Below are 16,592 nucleotides of genomic sequence, written 5' to 3'. Positions count from 1 at the left end.
CCGTTCTCAGTCCAGCAGCACCGTGGTGAACGTCGCCACCTGCGTCAGACCGATCTTCGCGTAGGCCCGGCGCGCGACGTAGTTGAAGCTGTTGACGTACAGGCTCGCAGTTCGCCCCTGGCGGACGACCGAGTTCACCACGGTCGCCGTTCCGGCTGCACCCAGGCCGTGCCCGCGTCGGTCCGGGTGCACCCATACTCCCTGGATTTGCCCGACCGTCCCGGACTGCGAGCCGATCTCGGCTTTGAACACCACGCGGCCGTCCTCGAATCTGGCCCAGGCACGTTGCGCTGCAATGAGACTGGCGATCCGACGCCGGTATCCCCTACCGCCGTCGTTCAGTCGCGGGTCGACGCCGACCTCTTCGATGAACATGGCAACGGCCGCGGTCAGATAGACGTCCAACTCGTCGGGTCGGACAAGCCGAACGAGAGGATCAGGAGAGATGGACGACGGTACCGACGTGGCCAACAACGGTTGCTCACCGCGTACCTCTCGCGCCGGACCCCAATCCGTCTCGAGCATTTCCCACAACGGAAGCGTCAACTCCGCTCTGCCGACCAACGACGAGCACAGACGCGGCCCGCGGCACGCGCGGTCCGCGAAAGAACGAAGATCGTCGCTGGAACCGAGCAACGGAACCAGATTCGCACCGTAGAAGCACAGCGACTCGTCCGGACCGCCTCTGCTCCACATCTCGCCGTGGAACGACCTCGGATCGAGGCCCGATTCCTGCACGCGCGCGGCAACCATGCAGGTTGCAACGGGGTCGGCGTCGAGCACCCGGAGCACGTGCGCGACGTCCCGATTACCGAGAGGCTTCGCGCCGAGGAGCTTGAGCACCTACCGACCTCCTGACCCACCTACCGCGTACGCACCGATTCTGAAGCGAATCATTCCAGACAATGTGTTCCTCCGGTGGCAGAGCGGCAAACCGGACGCCGAACAGGTGTACCCGCTCAGCTGACGGTGACCACCGGCGCGCCACCGCTGGCGATCTCGTCCTTCTCGAACTCCTCGGCGATGCGCATCGCTTCCTCGATCAACGTCTCCACGATCTGCGCTTCGGGGACCGTCTTGATGACCTTGCCCTTGACGAAGATCTGGCCCTTTCCGTTGCCCGACGCGACACCGAGGTCAGCGTCGCGGGCCTCGCCCGGCCCGTTCACGACGCAGCCCATGACCGCGACGCGTAGCGGGATCTCCATGCCTTCGAGTCCCGCAGTCACCTCGTCGGCGAGGGTGTAGACGTCGACCTGTGCGCGCCCACACGAGGGGCAGGACACGATCTCGAGTTTGCGCGGGCGCAGATTGAAGGACTGCAAGATCTGGTTGCCCACCTTGATCTCCTCCGCCGGCGGTGCCGACAGGGAAACTCGGATGGTGTCGCCGATGCCCTTGGACAGCAGGGCCCCGAAGGCAACAGCGGACTTGATGGTCCCCTGGAAAGCCGGTCCCGCTTCGGTGACACCGAGGTGCAGTGGGTAGTCGCACTGTGCCGCCAACTGCTCGTACGCAGCGACCATGATGACGGGGTCGTTGTGCTTGACCGAGATCTTGATGTTGCCGAAACCGTGCTCCTCGAACAGGCCTGCTTCCCACAGCGCGGATTCGACGAGCGCCTCGGGTGTCGCCTTGCCGTACTTCTTCATCAGACGCGGGTCGAGAGAGCCGGCGTTGACACCGATACGGATGGGGATGTTCGCGTCACCGGCCGCCTTGGCGACCTCCTTGACGCGGCCGTCGAACTCCTTGATGTTGCCCGGGTTGACGCGCACCGCTGCACACCCGGCGTCGATGGCCGCGAAGATGTACTTCGGTTGGAAGTGGATGTCGGCGATCACCGGAATCTGGCTCTTCTTGGCGATGATCGACAACGCGTCGGCGTCGTCCTGTGTGGGGCACGCAACACGAACGATGTCACAACCCGACGCAGTCAGCTCTGCAATCTGCTGCAGGGTGGCGTTGATGTCGTGGGTCTTGGTGGTGCACATCGATTGCACCGAGATGGGGCTCTCGCTTCCGACACCCACCGACCCGACCTGGAGCTGCCTGGTCTTTCGACGTGGCGCGAGTACGGGCACCGGCGGTGCGGGCATTCCCAATCCGACTGACACGGACACAGTGGCCTTCTTTCCTAGCTACGACTGTCGAGTCTACTTAGAACAATTGAATCGGGTTGACGATGTCCGCCGTGAGCGTCAAGAGAGAGAACCCGATGAAAACGATGATGACCACATAGGTGACAGGCATCAGTTTCATGTAGTCCACCGGCGCGCCGTCGGGCAGGCCGCGACGATTGCGGAAAATGTTGCGGATGCGCTCGTAGATCGTCACGGCGATATGGCCGCCATCGAGCGGCAACAGCGGCACGATGTTGAACACACCGAGGAAGAAGTTGAGCGACGCCAGCAAGCCGATGAACGTGGCCCAGTTGTCGTTCTCGATCGCCTGGCCACCGATGACACTGGCTCCGACGACACTCATCGGCGTGTCCAGCCCTCGTTCACCACCGAAGATCGAATCCCACAGCGCCTCCACCTTGCTCGGCAACTGCACCAACGCTTTCCCGGTCTGTACGAAGATGTCCCCGGTGAAAACAAAGGTCTCGGGCACCGCTTCGATCGGGTTGTACCGAATGTTCGGCGGAGGGCCACCGGTGACGCCGATTGCCCCGACCGTGGTCGATGTCTTCGTGCCGGTTTCGGGATCGACCACGAAACGCTGAACTTGCTCCACGGGAACCGTGATCGTCTGCGTGATGCCGTCTCGATCCACGGTCAAGTCCACGGGACCGGTTGCGGCCTGGACAGCGAGAACTACGTCGGACCAGACTTCCGCAGGCGAACCGTTCACCGCGGTGATCACATCGCCTCGTTGCAAACCTGCGGCGGCGGCGGGCCCACTACCAGCACATTCGGCCAGGTCGCCACCCTCGGTCTGCGTCGGCGCGACACACACGACCCCTTGAACAGTCGTCGTAGGGGTGTCTCTGTCGGGCGTTCCCCACCCGAGAACCAGGGTGTAGATCAGAACGATTCCCAGCACGAAGTTCATCGCGATGCCGCCGACCATGACGACGATGCGCTTCCATGTCTTCTGGCGGTACATCGCACGCTCGACCTCGTCGGGCGCGAGTTCGTCGATGGCGGTCATGCCGGCGATGTCGCAGAACCCGCCTGCCGGAATGGCTTTGAGGCCGTATTCGGTCTCGCCGCGTCGGAAGGAGAAGATCTTCGGGCCGAACCCGATGTAGTAGCGGCGAACCTTCATGCCGAGCGCTTTCGCGGTCCACATGTGTCCCGCTTCGTGCAGCGCGATCGACACCCCGATTCCGACGGCGAACAGCACGACACCCAGAGCGAACACCATGTGTCAGAGGCCTTTCGGTTTCAGTAGTTCACGGGCGTGGGCCCGGGCCCAGGAGTCCGCCGCGAGTACGTCGTCGACGTCCCTGGGAGCCGTCGACCAGTCCTGCCCGCCGTCGCCCAGTACCGCGCGCACCGTCTCGACGATCTGCGGAAATTCGATCCTGTCATTCAGGAACGCTTCTGCAGCGATTTCGTTGGACGCGTTGTACACCGCAGTCATGCACCCACCCATGATCCCGGCCTCACGCGCCAGCTGCACCGCCGGAAACACTCGGTCGTCGAGTGGCTCGAAGTCCCAGGAGAATGCGGTCGTGAAGTCGAGTGCACGGGCGACGTCCGGCACTCGATCGGGCCAGCCGAGGGCCAGCCCGATCGGCAACTTCATGTCCGGTGGACTGGCCTGAGCGATGGTCGAACCGTCGACGAACGTCACCATCGAGTGCACGATGGACTGCCGGTGCACGGTGACGTCGATCTTCTCGTAGGGCACACCGAACAGCAGGTGCGCCTCGATCAGTTCCAGACCCTTGTTGACCAGTGTCGCCGAGTTCAGCGTGTTCATCGGTCCCATCGACCAGGTGGGATGTGCGGCGGCCTGCTCCGGCGTGACCGACTTCAGTTCGGTCTCGCTCCACCCTCGAAACGGACCTCCCGATGCAGTGAGAACCAGTCGATCCACTTCGCCGCGCGAACCGCTGCGCAGGCACTGGGCAAGCGCGGAGTGCTCGGAGTCGACTGGCACGATCTGACCGGGGGCTGCGGCGGCGAGAACCAGCTCGCCTCCGGCGACCAGGGATTCCTTGTTGGCCAACGCCAGGCGCGCACCGCTGTTCAGCGCGGCCAGGGTCGGTTCGAGGCCGAGAGAACCCACGAGGGCATTGAGCACGACGTCCGCCGGGGTCGACTCGACCAGCTCGGTCACTGCTCGCGGACCACTCAGCACTCCGGGGAAGTCGAGCTCGGCGGCGGCCTCGGGCTGGGCGACGGCTACCCGTCGGACACCGGTCTCCGCAATCTGGCGACGGAGCAGTTCGATGTTTCCACCGCCCGCAGCCAGCCCGACCACGACGAAGCGGTCCGGGTTGGCGGCGATGACGTCGAGCGCTTGGGTTCCGATCGACCCGGTACTTCCCAGCAACAGCACACGTATCGGCTCGGGGCGATCCGAGTTGGTCGTTCGCTCACGATGGTCTGGCACCGGTCCATTGTTGCCTACCGAGGCTGAGAAACCCCTATGTGCCGACGCAGGCTGGCACGCTGGGGTGCATGGACTTCTCGAAGTACCGCTCGGCACCGTTCAATTACGACGATGCGGGGGCCACCGCCGGCCCACTGCCCACCGGATACCACCACGTCACGATGTCGAGGGTCGTGGGATCGGGGCTGGACGACTTCGTGGCGGCGGCCGATGCGTTGATGCGATGGGACATGCACCGAGGAGCAGGACTGAAGGTCCGTTCCGAGGCCGAGACCGCTGTGCCCGACTCGGTGGTCGTTCTCACACTCGGACCGGTGCGCATTCCGTGTCGTGTGGTCTACGTCATCGACGAGGCGAACCGTCAGGGTTTCGCCTACGGAACACTCGACGGGCATCCCGAGTCCGGCGAAGAACTCTTCTACGTCGACTACTCCCCCGCGGACGGTGCCGTCACCGCCCACATATCGGCGTTCTCGCGTCCCGGTCGCTGGTACACCAAGCTCGGCGGCCCGGTGGGCAGACGCGTCCAGGCAGCATTCACCGACCGCTATCTGAGCGCGCTGGCATCCGCGTGCCGACAGGCCGACTGACTCAGGCCTCTGGCGGGTGCACAGCTCGCCAGTGTTCGGCGATGTCGATTCTCTTCGCGACCCAGACCTTGTCGTGCGACTGCACGTGATCGAGGAAACGTTCCAGTGCAGCCATGCGGGCCGGCCTGCCCACCAGCCGGCAGTGAAGTCCGACCGAGAGCATCTTGGGACTCCCACTCGCGCCCTCGGCATAGAGAACGTCGAAGGCGTCACGTAGATGCGCGTAGAACTCGTCGCCCGTCGAGAATCCTCCCGGCGATGCGAAACGCATGTCGTTGGTGTCCAGGGTGTACGGCACCACCAGGTGATCGACGACCCCGCCGTCTCGGGGCACCTTCTCCCAGTACGGCAGATCGTCTGCATAGGAGTCGGAGTCGTACACGAATCCGCCGTGCTCCACCACGAGCGATCGGGTGTTCGGAGAGTCGCGCCCGGTGTACCACCCCAGTGGCGCAGACCCCGTCAGCTCGCGCAGGATGGTCACGGCCTCCGCCATGTGCTCGCGCTCGACGTTCGCGTCGATCTGCTGATACGACAACCACCGCAAGCCGTGACATGCGATCTCGTGGTCCAACTCCAGCAGTGCCGCAACCACTTCCGGGTTCCGCTCCATGGCCTTGGCGACCGCGAACACGGTCAGCGGTAACCCACGCTTCTCGAATGCGCGCAGCACGCGCCACACTCCGGCTCTGGATCCGTACTCGTACAGCGATTCCATGCTCATGTGTCGATTCGGAAACGCCTGTGCGCCGATCATTTCCGACAGAAACGTCTCGGACTTCGTGTCGCCGTCGAGCACGTTGTTCTCGGCACCCTCCTCGTAATTGAGGACGAACTGGACGGCGATGTTCGCCTCATCCGGCCACTGGGCGAGCGGCGGCGTGCGGCCGTAACCGACCATGTCGCGGGGATAGCTCAGCGGGGACCGACTCGGACGATGGGGAAGGCGCTCGGAGGTCACTGCCGCAGTCTCTCATTCGAGCCCACACACGCGCTGGGTGAGCGATGCAACCCTGATCACTACGACGGGCGGTCGTATGCCAATATTGTTCCGACAACGCGTCTGGCACCGTTCGTGCCGGGACCCACGTGAACGCATCACCCGAGAGGATCGACCGGTGGCAAATACCGAACTGGAATCCGCTTCGTACGACCCGGTCGTCGATACCCGCAACGAGGTGCCCGAGGTGCCGTCCGCCGCATGGGGTTGGAGCGGCGAGTCGAACAAGGCGATGCGCGTCGCAGCCATCGTCGTTGCCGCGTTCCTGCTGTTCATGATCATCGGAAATCACACCGGCAAGGTCGAGGACCTGTGGTTGGTCGGCTTCGCCGTGGCGCTGGTCGGACTCGTCGTGCGCGACGTCATCGTCCGCCGCAAGCCCCGCTAGCGGTTCAGTTCTCGGCGGCGAGCTGACCGCACGCCGCCGCGATCTCCTGCCCTCGGGTATCGCGGACGGTGCACGAGACGCCCTGCGCGATGACCCGGCGAACGAATTCCCGCTCCACCGGCTTCGGGCTGGCATCCCACTCGCTACCCGGAGTCGGGTTGAGGGGAATCAGGTTGACGTGTACCCGGGATCCGAGCGCCTTGTGGAGCTTCTTGCCCAGCATGTCCGCTCGCCACGGCTGATCGTTGACGTCCCGGATCATCGCGTACTCGATCGAGACGCGTCGGCCGGTCTGATCGGCGTAGTACCGGGCTGCGGAGAGAACCTCCGCCACCGACCAACGATTGTTGACCGGGACCAACGTGTCTCGGAGCTCATCGTCCGGCGTGTGCAGAGACACGGCCAAGGTCACCGACAGACCCTCGTCGGCCAGCTTTCGAATGGCCGGAGCAAGGCCGACCGTCGACACGGTGACCGAACGCTGTGACAGTCCCAGCCCGTCGGGGGCTGGTGAGACGATCTTGCGCACTGCCGCGACGACGCGCTTGTAGTTGGCCAGCGGCTCGCCCATGCCCATGAACACGACGTTCGACAGACGACCCTGACCGCCGGGGACGACGCCGTCGCGCATGTCTGCGGCCGCCGAACGGACCTGATCGACGATCTCCGCCGTCGACAGGTTCCGCGTCAGGCCGGCCTGACCGGTCGCGCAGAACGGACATGCCATTCCGCAACCGGCCTGACTCGAGATGCACAGCGTCGCGCGATCCGGATACCGCATCAGAACACTCTCGAGAAGAGTCCCGTCGTTGGCCTTCCACAGCGTCTTTCGAGTGTCACCGTCGTCACACGCCAAGTGCTTGATCGGCGTCAGCAAGGTGGGAAAGAGATCGGCACCGACCTTCTCCCGAGCCTCGGCCGGAAGATCGGTCATCTTGGTGGTGTCGGCCTCGAGCCGCGCGTAGTAGTGCCGCGCAAGTTGGTCGGCCCGGAATGCCGGTAGACCGAGTGCCTTCACTGCCTCACGCAGGCCCTCTTTGTCCAGGTCGGCGAGGTGACGCGACGGCATTCCCCGACGCGGAGCTGTGAAGACCAGCGGAAGATTCGGTCTCTTCTGCTCGGTCGTGCTGTCCGTTGCGGCTGCGGAATCACTCATGCTCGACCCCCGCGTCGTTCCTGCTGGCTCAACTCCATACCCACCATTGTCCACCCGTTCTGCTCACAGTCCTATTCGCGACGGTTTTCGACGGTGCCCTGACGGGTATCGACGCCGGGACCGATTGCGCGTGCATTCGGACCACGCGTGCGAAAGGATCATCGACATGGCCACCAGAGCAGACGACAACAACGAGGCACCGTTCGACACATCGGCGTCGACCAAGCCGGGGTTCGACGAATCGGTGGCCCCGTCGGGCGAACTCGCCCCGATCACGACCCCGGATTCGGACGGCCATTCCGCACCGGACCCGGAGTACGTTCCGGAACCGCAGCACACGCCCAAAGACGTAGCCCACACTCGCACGGCCGCTCTCTGGACCGGATTGGTGGTCGGGGCCGTCGTCCTCGTAATCCTCCTGGTGTTCATCGTGCAGAACCTCGACTCGGTCACCGTGCAGATCTTCGCCTGGCAGCTCGACCTACCCCTCGGAATCAGCATGCTGCTGGCCGCGATCGCGGGTGCGCTGGTGATGGCCATGGCCGGCGGCGCCCGAATCCTGCAGGTCCGGCGCGCAGCGAAGAAGAACCAGCGTCACGGTTCGTGAACACTATGTACAGAAGCTGGCACCGATGCTCTGAATCGATAAGGTTGGCGGTGCCCGACTTCACTCGAGGAGCATGACGTGACTACTTTCATGGAGACACCGGTGGCATCCGGCGTTGCACCCGACCGCGCACGATCGTGGCTGTTGGTTCCGGCCACCAAGCCCGATACCTTCGACGCTGCTGTCGCGTCCGGTGTCGACGCCGTCATCCTCGACATCGAGGACGCAGTCGCTCCAGCGAAGAAGCCTGCCGCTCGCGAGACCGTCGTGCGCTGGCTCAGCGAGGGCAACTCGGCCTGGGTGCGCGTCAACGACGCGACGACCCCGTACTGGGCCGACGATCTCGCCGCGTTGTCCGGGCTGCCCGGCCTGGTGGGGGTCATGCTCGCGAAGACCGAGGGCGGCGGTCAGGTCGAGGCGACAGCCGCCCGCCTCGCCGACGGCACCCCGATCCTCGCGCTGGTCGAATCAGCAGCAGGACTCGAGGCCGCCACCGAAATCGCGCGCGCGGACTCGACATTCCGTCTCGCCTTCGGCAGCGGCGACTTCCGACGCGACACGGGCATGAGCGACGACCCGCTCGCCATGGCCTACCCGCGCTCGCGACTGGTCGTCTCCTCGCGCGTCGCACGACTGCCCGGACCCATCGACGGTCCGACACTGACCGCGAACGACAGCATCCTCGGGCGCGATGCAGCCCTGACGCTCTCGATGGGCATGGCAGGCAAACTCTGTATGCACACCGATCAGGTGGCCATCGTCAACCGCGAACTGGCCCCCTCCCCGACCGACGTGTCCTGGGCTCACGATGTCATCGACGCTCTCGGTGCCGACGGTGCTCACGTCAAGGACGGCAGCGATCTGCCGCGTCTGGCAAAGGCTCTCAAGATCAACGAACTGGCTCGAATCTTCGGAATCTCTGCCGCGTCCTGATCGCTCGCTGCCGAGCCAGGCTCAGATCGACTCGACGCCGGTCGGCTTGTATCGAACGTGGATGCGATAGCGCACATTCAGGGTGAGGCCGTCGACCTGCCGTGCCGCAGCGCGCGCTACCCGCGGTGAGAACTCGATTCCCAGCACATCCCGCAAAACCCGGCGGTCGGGAAACGCCCACCTCGTGTCGACGCGTCGCATCTCGAATCCCTGGGCATCGAAGAACGCCTCGACGGCCGCCGGATCGTAGTGCGGGAGATCCGCACGCATCCAGTCCCCGTACGGAGACGCCGTCGCGTCGAGGTCCACGACCACCAACGCCCCTCCGGGCCGCAGAACTCGCATCGCTTCGCTGATACCCGGGCCGCAGCCGGGGCCGAAGAAATACGCGGTTCGCGCGTGGACGAGATCGACCGAACCTGTGTCGACGGGCAGCGCGTCCGCTCTACCCGCACGCACGTCGACGTTCGCAAGTGACTCGACGCGCGTGCGGGCTGCGGCCACCAATGGGGCGTGCGGTTCCACACCGATGACGTACCGGGCGTCCGCAGCGAACATCGGAAGATGGAAACCGCTGCCGCAGCCCACGTCCACGACGTTCTCGGCCGTCCAATCGACGGTCGATCGAATGGTCGCGAACACAGCGCCGTCGACGTCCTGAGCCCTGTTCTCCGCCTCGTACAGATGCGGCCAGTGCCAGATGTTGGGACTGGGAATCACCCCGCCGCGATCACCGCTCATCGTCCGGCGGAGTCGGTCAGAGCAACACGGTGAAGACGAGCCACGCAACGAATGCAGAGGGCAGCAACGAGTCGAGTCTGTCCATGATGCCGCCGTGGCCGGGCAACAACGAGCCCATGTCCTTGATTCGAAGGTCGCGCTTGACCTGCGATTCGATGAGGTCGCCCAGAGTTCCCGTCACGACAAGCACGACTCCCAGCAGGACACCGATCATCGAGTTGGCCTCGAGAATCAGGGTCACCGTCAGCAGGCAACCGATGACGCAGAAGATGAGCGATCCGACCAGCCCTTCCCAGGACTTCTTCGGGCTGATGGCCGGCGCCATCGGGTGTTTGCCGAACAGCACACCGGCGATGTAACCACCGACATCCGAGCACACGACGCCGATGACGAAGACCAGGATGCGACCGGCACCGTTGTCCTGCAGGACCATCAGAACGGCGAACGAGGCCAACAGCGGTAGCCAACACGCCACCAGAACGGTGACGGAGAGTTCTTCGAGATAGTTCTTGGGAGCAGTACCGAAGCCTTGTCTCAGCAAAAGCCACACCATGCAGACCACGACGGTGCCCACAGCCGCACTGAGCACTCCGACGGCACCGAACGGCCAGCCCAGCCAGATCATGGCCTGACCACCGAGGATCAGCGGGATGCGCGGAACGAGAACACCGCCCTCGCGGAGCCGCTTGGACACCTCGTACGTCGCGACGGCCAACGCCACGGCTACGACACCGATCCATACCAGCGGCACGAACACGAGCACGAGGATCAACCCGATACCCAAACTGCCGCCGACGCCGATCGCGGCAGGCAGATTTCGACCCGCCTTGCCGGCGGACTTCGTGGCGGCGACCCCGGACGAGCCAGCGGGCGTGCCGCTGCCCTCCTGCCGATCCGGTCCCACCACTGTCGTCAACTCCTCGATATTCATCGTCGTTCCACCGTGTTGCGCAACTATCGAAGGAGGTCAGACCTCCATCAATTCACCCTCTTTGCGCTTGACCAGTTCGTCGACCGAGGCGGTGTACTTCGCGGTGGTCTTGTCGAGCTCGTTCTCGGCACGTACGACGTCGTCCTCGCCCGCCTCGCCGTCCTTCTGGATGCGCTTGAGCTCTTCCATCGTCTTGCGGCGCACGTTGCGAATGGACACCTTGGCGTCCTCGCCCTTGCCCTTGGCCTGCTTGACGAACTCACGGCGTCGTTCCTCGGTCAGCTGCGGCACGCCGATACGAATCAGGTTGCCGTCGTTGGTGGGGTTGACGCCGAGATCGGAATTGCGGATAGCGGTTTCGATCGGCCCGAGCTGATTCGACTCGTACGGCTTGATCACCACCAATCGCGCCTCCGGCACGCTGATGCTGGCCAGCTGGGTGATCGGCGTCGGGGCACCGTAGTACTCGATGACGATGCGCGAGAACATTCCCGGGTTGGCCCGCCCGGTGCGGATCGAGGACAGATCGTCACGGGCAACCGATACGGCCTTTTCCATCTTCTCTTCGGCGTCGAAGAGAGCTTCGTCAATCACGATCTGTCCTCCATCGTCTTCGTTCTCGGTTCGTTCGCGGTCGCGTCGGCGGCATTCACGACGTGACCAGCGTGCCGATGTTCTCGCCCGACACGGCGCGAGCAATGTTTCCCTGAATCAGCAAATTGAACACCAACATCGGCATCTGATTGTCCATGCAGAGGCTGAAGGCAGTCGCGTCGGCAACTTTGAGGCCTCGCTCGAGGGCTTCTCGGTGGGTGATCGTGTCGAACATCGTCGCGTCGGGATCGAGCCGTGGATCGGCCGAGTAGACACCGTCGACGGCCTTGGCCATCAACAGCACCTCGGCACCGATCTCGAGCGCCCGCTGCGCCGCCGTGGTGTCCGTCGAGAAGTACGGCATGCCCATACCTGCGCCGAAGATGACGACACGCCCCTTCTCGAGATGCCGTCGCGCGCGCAGCGGGAGGTACGGCTCGGCCACCTGGCCCATCGTGATAGCGGTCTGGACTCTGGTGGCAACACCCTGCTTTTCCAGAAAATCCTGCAGCGCAAGACAATTCATGACCGTGCCGAGCATGCCCATGTAGTCCGAGCGAGATCGGTCCATCCCCCGCTGCTGCAATTCGGCACCGCGGAAGAAGTTTCCGCCACCGATCACCACGGCAACCTGAACTCCGGTGGCCACCACCTCGGCGATCTGCTCGGCAACGTTGTTCACGACATCCGGATCGAGCCCCACCTGGCCACCACCGAACATCTCCCCACCCAGTTTGAGCATCACGCGTCGGAACCCGGGACGGTCAGGGGCCGGATCGGTCATAGCTCTCCTCGGTACTCGTCGAACACTACGGTTTACTCACCGATCATCCTGCCCTATCGGCACCCGATCGGTGGACACGGCTCCGACCTGCCTCGCGCACGAACGATGCCGTCCACTCGATGAAATCGAATGAACGGCATCGCCTCGATCGGATCGAGCGCAGACTAGCTGGCGCCGACCTCGAATCGGGAGAAACGGGTGATGGTCACGCCGGCCTCGTCGAGGATGGCCTTGACGGTCTTGTTGCCGTCCTGAACCGACTTCTGCTCGGTGAGAACGACGTCCTTGAAGAATCCGTTGACGCGACCTTCGACGATCTTCGGCAGAGCCTGCTCCGGCTTGCCCTCTTCGCGCGCGGTTTCTTCTGCGATCCGACGCTCGGCGGCGACCAGATCCTCGGGAACCTCGTCACGGGTGACGTACTTGGCCTTGAGCGCTGCGATCTGCATCGCGGCAGCGCGCGCAGCATCGCCGGCGGCGTCGCCGTCACCGGTGTACTCGACCAGCACGCCGACGGCAGGCGGCAGGTCCGCGCTGCGCTTGTGCAGGTAGGTCGCGGTGTTGCCGTCGTAGGACACGACGCGGCGAATTTCGAGCTTCTCGCCGATCTTGGCCGACAACTCGTTCAGAGCCGTCTCGACGGTCTTGCCGTTCAGGTCGAGTGCCTTGAGAGCGTCGACATCAGCAGGCTCGCCTGCTGCAGCCGTCGCCGCGACGGACGCGGCGAACGTCTGGAACTCGTCGTTCTTGGCCACGAAGTCGGTCTCGGAGTTGATCTCCACGAGCACTCCACCCTCGGCGACGACGAGGCCTTCGGCGGTGTTGCGCTCGGCGCGCTTGCCGACGTCCTTGGCACCCTTGATACGCAGGTACTCGACGGCCTTGTCGTAGTCGCCGTCGTTCTCGGCGAGTGCGTTCTTGCAGTCCATCATTCCGGAGCCGGTGAGCTCGCGGAGCCGCTTGACGTCGGCGGCAGTGTAGTTCGCCATCGTGGGCGAGCCTCCTCAAAAGTCTGAATACGGGCGTTGACGAAAGTGCTGTTCTCGAAGCGTGATCGACGGGCTCGCTGTGGAGCCGGACCGATCACAACCCTGACATACCGAAGCGGCCCCGGCCCACCCTTGAGGGTGAACCGGGACCGAATTCGATCAAGCCTGAGCGGCCGGTGCTTCTTCTGCTGCCGGTGCTTCTTCTGCTGCCGGGGCGTCGGCGACCGGCGCATCGGCAGCGGGAGCCTCTGCTGCCGGAGCGTCAGCGGCCGGGGACGTCTGTGCGAGCTGCTCGAGCTCCCACTCTGCGAGCGGCTCGCCTGCGCCGACCTCGGGCTTGGCGTCGGTTGCGGTGTTCTGGCCTGCACGGGCCTGCACACCTTCGGCCACTGCGGATGCGACGACCTTGGTCAGCAGCGCAGCGGAACGGATCGCGTCGTCATTACCCGGGATCGGGTAGTCGACCACGTCGGGATCGCAGTTGGTGTCCAGGATCGCGATGACCGGGATCTTCAGCTTGCGCGCTTCGCCGACGGCGATGTGCTCCTTGTTGGTGTCGACGATCCAGATGGCCGACGGAACCTTGGCCATGTCGCGGATGCCGCCGAGGGTGCGATCGAGCTTGGTCATCTCACGCGTGAGCATGAGGATTTCCTTCTTGGTGCGTCCCTCGAAGCCACCGGTCTGCTCCATTGCCTCGAGCTCCTTGAGGCGGACCAGGCGCTTGTGCACGGTCTGGAAGTTGGTGAGCATGCCACCGAGCCAGCGCTGGTTCACGTAGGGCATGCCCACGCGAGTTGCCTCAGCGGCGATGGACTCCTGTGCCTGCTTCTTGGTGCCGACGAACAGAACGGTGCCGCCGTGGGCGACCGTCTCCTTGACGAACTCGTAGGCCTTGTCGATGAAGGTCAGAGTCTGCTGCAAGTCGATGATGTAGATGCCGTTGCGGTCGGTGAAGATGAATCGCTTCATCTTCGGGTTCCAGCGACGGGTCTGGTGTCCGAAGTGTGTGCCGCTGTCGAGCAGCTGCTTCATTGTTACTACAGCCATGGCTGAATAACTCTCTTTCATGGTTCGGTTGACGCAGAGTGTCGGTGACCTCTGCCCTGGCGACCGCCGAAGTTGTCGGACCTGAACCACAGGGGGATCAGGACCGCCGACAACCGGTTCTCGTATCGTGAACTCTGCCGAGGCAGTCGATACGATGACGCGGACGCGCGAAGTCGACCCGTGCACGCACAGGCCGCAACAAGGAGTGTAGACCTGCGGCGGCCCCCGTCATAACCAGGCCCGACTGTCAAGAGATTCCGGTGCCTGTGGACGAATCTTTCGGTTGTCCACAATTCGTGCCGGGCCTCGTTTTCCAGCACATTCACAGGCCATCGTCGACGAGTGAACACTCTTCGTACCGGCTGCATCGCCTGCGTTCTTGCCGCGATCATGCTGACCACGCCGGCCGCGGCAGCCGAATCGGACTCGTTCGCGTGGCCGATTCGGCCGCACCCTCGCGTCGTGACACCGTTCGACCGCCCGGAACACGATTGGCTCCCCGGCCATCGCGGGGTCGACCTCGCCGCGGCGGACGGCACCTCGGTTCTGGCCGTCGCCGACGGCACGGTCGTGTTCGCGGGCGTCGTGGCCGGTAAGCCGGTGGTGTCGGTGGACCATCCGGGCGGACTTCGATCGACGTACGAACCCGTGACGGCGGCGGTCGGGGCCGGAGCACGAGTACGACGCGGCCAAGTCCTGGGTTCGCTGACGTCGGGACACGACGGCTGCACGGCGACATGCCTGCATTGGGGCATCAAGCGGGGCCGCGAATACCTCGATCCGACTGCCCTGGTGCGTGCCCGTCCGATCAGATTGAAACCCGTGCCGGAGCCGGTTCGGTGACGGTCAGCGCGCAGGGCCGGAGTGACGACCGGACGCGGCAGGAAAGTCGTCCGCGACCATGGCGGCAAGCTCGACGAAAGCGCTCCTGGTCTGGGGACGCAGCTTCTCGAGATCGACCACGGCCCCCTCGGCGAGGTGCTCGTCGAACGGAACCACCAGCACCGCGCGGCAGCGTTCCAGGAAGTGCTGCTGCAACAAGTTCATGTCGACCGCGGACGAACCAGGTCGGACCGAACTGATCACCACGACCGTGCGCTCGACCAGATGGCCGTATCCGTGCAGTTCCAGCCAGTCCAGAGTCGCGGCTGCACTGCGTGCCCCGTCGACGGCCGGCGAACTGACCAGAACCAGCGCATTGGCCAGCTGCAGCACCCCGTTCATCGCCGAGTGCATGATGCCGGTTCCGCAGTCGGTGAGGATCAGGTTGTAATAGACCTGCAGCATGTCGATGACCGCGCGATAGTCCTCTTCGCCGAACATCTCCGACGCCGAGGGATCCCGCTCACCGGCCAACACTTCCAGTCGGCTCGGTGCCTGCGAGGTATGAGCGCGAATGTCGGAATACCGGCGAATGTTCGGGGCTGCGGCCAACAAGTCGCGAACAGTCGACGCGGTCTGACGCGGTACCCGCTCTCCGAGTGTCCCGAAATCCGGGTTCGCGTCGACGGCGATGACGCAATCTCCGCGCAGCGACGCGAACGTCGACCCCAGACCCAGAGTGGTCGTCGTCTTGCCGACCCCGCCCTTGAGCGACAGGAACGCGATGCGGTAGTCCCCCAGCACCGGCTGGCGTATGCGATCGACCTGGTTGCGGTAGCGCTCCTCGGCCGTCGACTCGCCGGGGTTGATGACGCCACCGGTCAACCGGTGCACACCGCGACGCCACCCCGACGACGAGGTGCGCTTGGGTCGTTTCAGCAGCGATTCGGCACCCAGGTCCTGACTGCTCGGACGATACGGATTCGGGGCACCTGCCCACGGCTGCGCGGACCAGGGTGCCTGCTGGGCCGGCTGGGCCTGCGACCGATCGTCCCCGACGGGCGGAACGGGCGGCATCTGTGCCTCGGGATAGGCGGCCGGCGGGCCCGGTCGAAGCGGCACGGGCGGGTTGTACCGCGGGGGCACGGGAGGTCGCTGCGCAGAATCGGGCGTCTGCCACGGCGGGGGCTGCCGGGGCGTAGAGCGCGGAGTGGACATCGGTTCCGACGGTGCGGATCCGGCGGCATCGTCACCCCGGCCGTCGACTGCACTGCCGTCGACTGCACTGCCGGGTCGTGCCCCGTTCACCGGCGCACTGTGGCCATGCGTCAACCACGGCTCCGATTTACCTTGCGGTCGGTCGCGGTCCACGGTCCCCCGTATTCGGTGTAGTCGATCCTGGGCAGACGCTACCAAACGATGCGCCGCCCAGCTCGAC

General features: G+C 64.6%; 18 protein-coding genes. 5 read left to right on the top strand and 13 right to left on the bottom strand.

The genetic code is table 11. From position 1 onward, the window contains the following. Positions 1-6: 6 nt before the first annotated feature. From CH278_RS17215 to dxr, 4 genes are all read right to left on the bottom strand, one after another. Positions 7-843 carry a GNAT family N-acetyltransferase gene (locus CH278_RS17215; RefSeq protein ID WP_032370794.1) on the bottom strand — a complete coding sequence of 279 codons (837 nt, stop codon included), beginning with the start codon at positions 841-843 and terminating at the stop codon, positions 7-9. Positions 844-959: 116 nt separating this feature from the next. Continuing rightward, a complete protein-coding gene (gene ispG, locus CH278_RS17210; protein WP_032370959.1) occupies positions 960-2,099 on the bottom strand; it encodes a flavodoxin-dependent (E)-4-hydroxy-3-methylbut-2-enyl-diphosphate synthase in 1,140 nt (379 codons plus the stop codon). A gap of 61 nt (positions 2,100-2,160) precedes the next feature. After that, complete coding sequence (locus tag CH278_RS17205; protein ID WP_094622426.1) at positions 2,161-3,372, bottom strand: M50 family metallopeptidase; 1,212 nt, start codon at positions 3,370-3,372, stop codon at positions 2,161-2,163. 3 nt (positions 3,373-3,375) lie between these two features. Then, a complete protein-coding gene (gene dxr / locus CH278_RS17200) occupies positions 3,376-4,515 on the bottom strand; it encodes a 1-deoxy-D-xylulose-5-phosphate reductoisomerase (RefSeq protein ID WP_032407111.1) in 1,140 nt (379 codons plus the stop codon). A gap of 122 nt (positions 4,516-4,637) precedes the next feature. On the opposite strand from dxr, the gene CH278_RS17195 reads away from it, so the two are divergent. Next, the gene (locus CH278_RS17195; RefSeq protein ID WP_032366411.1) at positions 4,638-5,159 is read left to right on the top strand and encodes a DUF1990 family protein; all 522 of its coding nucleotides are present in this window, start codon (positions 4,638-4,640) and stop codon (positions 5,157-5,159) included. A gap of 1 nt (position 5,160) precedes the next feature. On the opposite strand, the gene puuE is transcribed toward CH278_RS17195, so the two are convergent. Continuing rightward, entirely contained in the window at positions 5,161-6,060 is a 900-nt protein-coding gene (puuE, locus tag CH278_RS17190; protein WP_032366410.1) for an allantoinase PuuE, read from the bottom strand. A 217-nt stretch (positions 6,061-6,277) separates the two neighbouring features. On the opposite strand from puuE, the gene CH278_RS17185 reads away from it, so the two are divergent. Further along, positions 6,278-6,547 carry a DUF2631 domain-containing protein gene (locus tag CH278_RS17185; protein ID WP_027496710.1) on the top strand — a complete coding sequence of 90 codons (270 nt, stop codon included), beginning with the start codon at positions 6,278-6,280 and terminating at the stop codon, positions 6,545-6,547. 4 nt (positions 6,548-6,551) lie between these two features. Here CH278_RS17185 and rlmN read toward each other — a convergent pair whose 3' ends face one another. After that, positions 6,552-7,703, bottom strand: a complete 1,152-nt coding sequence (gene rlmN / locus CH278_RS17180; protein WP_094622425.1) for a 23S rRNA (adenine(2503)-C(2))-methyltransferase RlmN — start codon at positions 7,701-7,703, stop codon at positions 6,552-6,554. Positions 7,704-7,869: 166 nt separating this feature from the next. Here rlmN and CH278_RS17175 point away from each other — a divergent pair, with 166 nt between their 5' ends. Both CH278_RS17175 and CH278_RS17170 read left to right on the top strand, forming a co-directional pair. Then, the gene (locus CH278_RS17175) at positions 7,870-8,310 is read left to right on the top strand and encodes a LapA family protein (RefSeq protein WP_080732081.1); all 441 of its coding nucleotides are present in this window, start codon (positions 7,870-7,872) and stop codon (positions 8,308-8,310) included. 90 nt (positions 8,311-8,400) lie between these two features. Beyond that, on the top strand, positions 8,401-9,243 hold the full coding sequence (locus tag CH278_RS17170) for an HpcH/HpaI aldolase/citrate lyase family protein (RefSeq protein ID WP_094622424.1): 843 nt from the start codon (positions 8,401-8,403) through the stop codon (positions 9,241-9,243). 21 nt (positions 9,244-9,264) lie between these two features. On the opposite strand, the gene CH278_RS17165 is transcribed toward CH278_RS17170, so the two are convergent. From CH278_RS17165 to rpsB, 6 genes are all read right to left on the bottom strand, one after another. Further along, entirely contained in the window at positions 9,265-9,984 is a 720-nt protein-coding gene (locus CH278_RS17165; RefSeq protein ID WP_176456708.1) for a class I SAM-dependent methyltransferase, read from the bottom strand. A 16-nt stretch (positions 9,985-10,000) separates the two neighbouring features. After that, positions 10,001-10,915, bottom strand: coding sequence for a phosphatidate cytidylyltransferase (locus CH278_RS17160; RefSeq protein ID WP_027496706.1), 915 nt, complete (start codon positions 10,913-10,915; stop codon positions 10,001-10,003). Between the two features lie 36 nt (positions 10,916-10,951). Then, complete coding sequence (frr, locus tag CH278_RS17155) at positions 10,952-11,509, bottom strand: ribosome recycling factor (RefSeq protein ID WP_027496705.1); 558 nt, start codon at positions 11,507-11,509, stop codon at positions 10,952-10,954. A gap of 55 nt (positions 11,510-11,564) precedes the next feature. Continuing rightward, on the bottom strand, positions 11,565-12,293 hold the full coding sequence (gene pyrH / locus CH278_RS17150; RefSeq protein ID WP_027496704.1) for a UMP kinase: 729 nt from the start codon (positions 12,291-12,293) through the stop codon (positions 11,565-11,567). A 164-nt stretch (positions 12,294-12,457) separates the two neighbouring features. Further along, positions 12,458-13,282: a translation elongation factor Ts gene (tsf, locus tag CH278_RS17145; protein WP_027496703.1), complete on the bottom strand. Its 825-nt coding sequence runs from the start codon at positions 13,280-13,282 to the stop codon at positions 12,458-12,460. A gap of 159 nt (positions 13,283-13,441) precedes the next feature. Further along, on the bottom strand, positions 13,442-14,332 hold the full coding sequence (gene rpsB, locus CH278_RS17140) for a 30S ribosomal protein S2 (RefSeq protein ID WP_032387229.1): 891 nt from the start codon (positions 14,330-14,332) through the stop codon (positions 13,442-13,444). A gap of 390 nt (positions 14,333-14,722) precedes the next feature. On the opposite strand from rpsB, the gene CH278_RS17135 reads away from it, so the two are divergent. Beyond that, on the top strand, positions 14,723-15,175 hold the full coding sequence (locus CH278_RS17135; protein WP_094622516.1) for a M23 family metallopeptidase: 453 nt from the start codon (positions 14,723-14,725) through the stop codon (positions 15,173-15,175). A 3-nt stretch (positions 15,176-15,178) separates the two neighbouring features. Here the strand turns inward: CH278_RS17135 and CH278_RS17130 are convergent, their stop codons facing one another. Beyond that, the gene (locus CH278_RS17130) at positions 15,179-16,525 is read right to left on the bottom strand and encodes a MinD/ParA family ATP-binding protein (protein ID WP_373557335.1); all 1,347 of its coding nucleotides are present in this window, start codon (positions 16,523-16,525) and stop codon (positions 15,179-15,181) included. Between the last annotated feature and the right edge of the window lie 67 nt (positions 16,526-16,592).

This window comes from Rhodococcus sp. 05-2254-5 (assembly GCF_002258575.1).
In the GTDB taxonomy this organism is placed as follows: domain Bacteria; phylum Actinomycetota; class Actinomycetes; order Mycobacteriales; family Mycobacteriaceae; genus Rhodococcoides; species Rhodococcoides fascians.
This window is presented reverse-complemented; position numbering and strand designations above follow the sequence as displayed.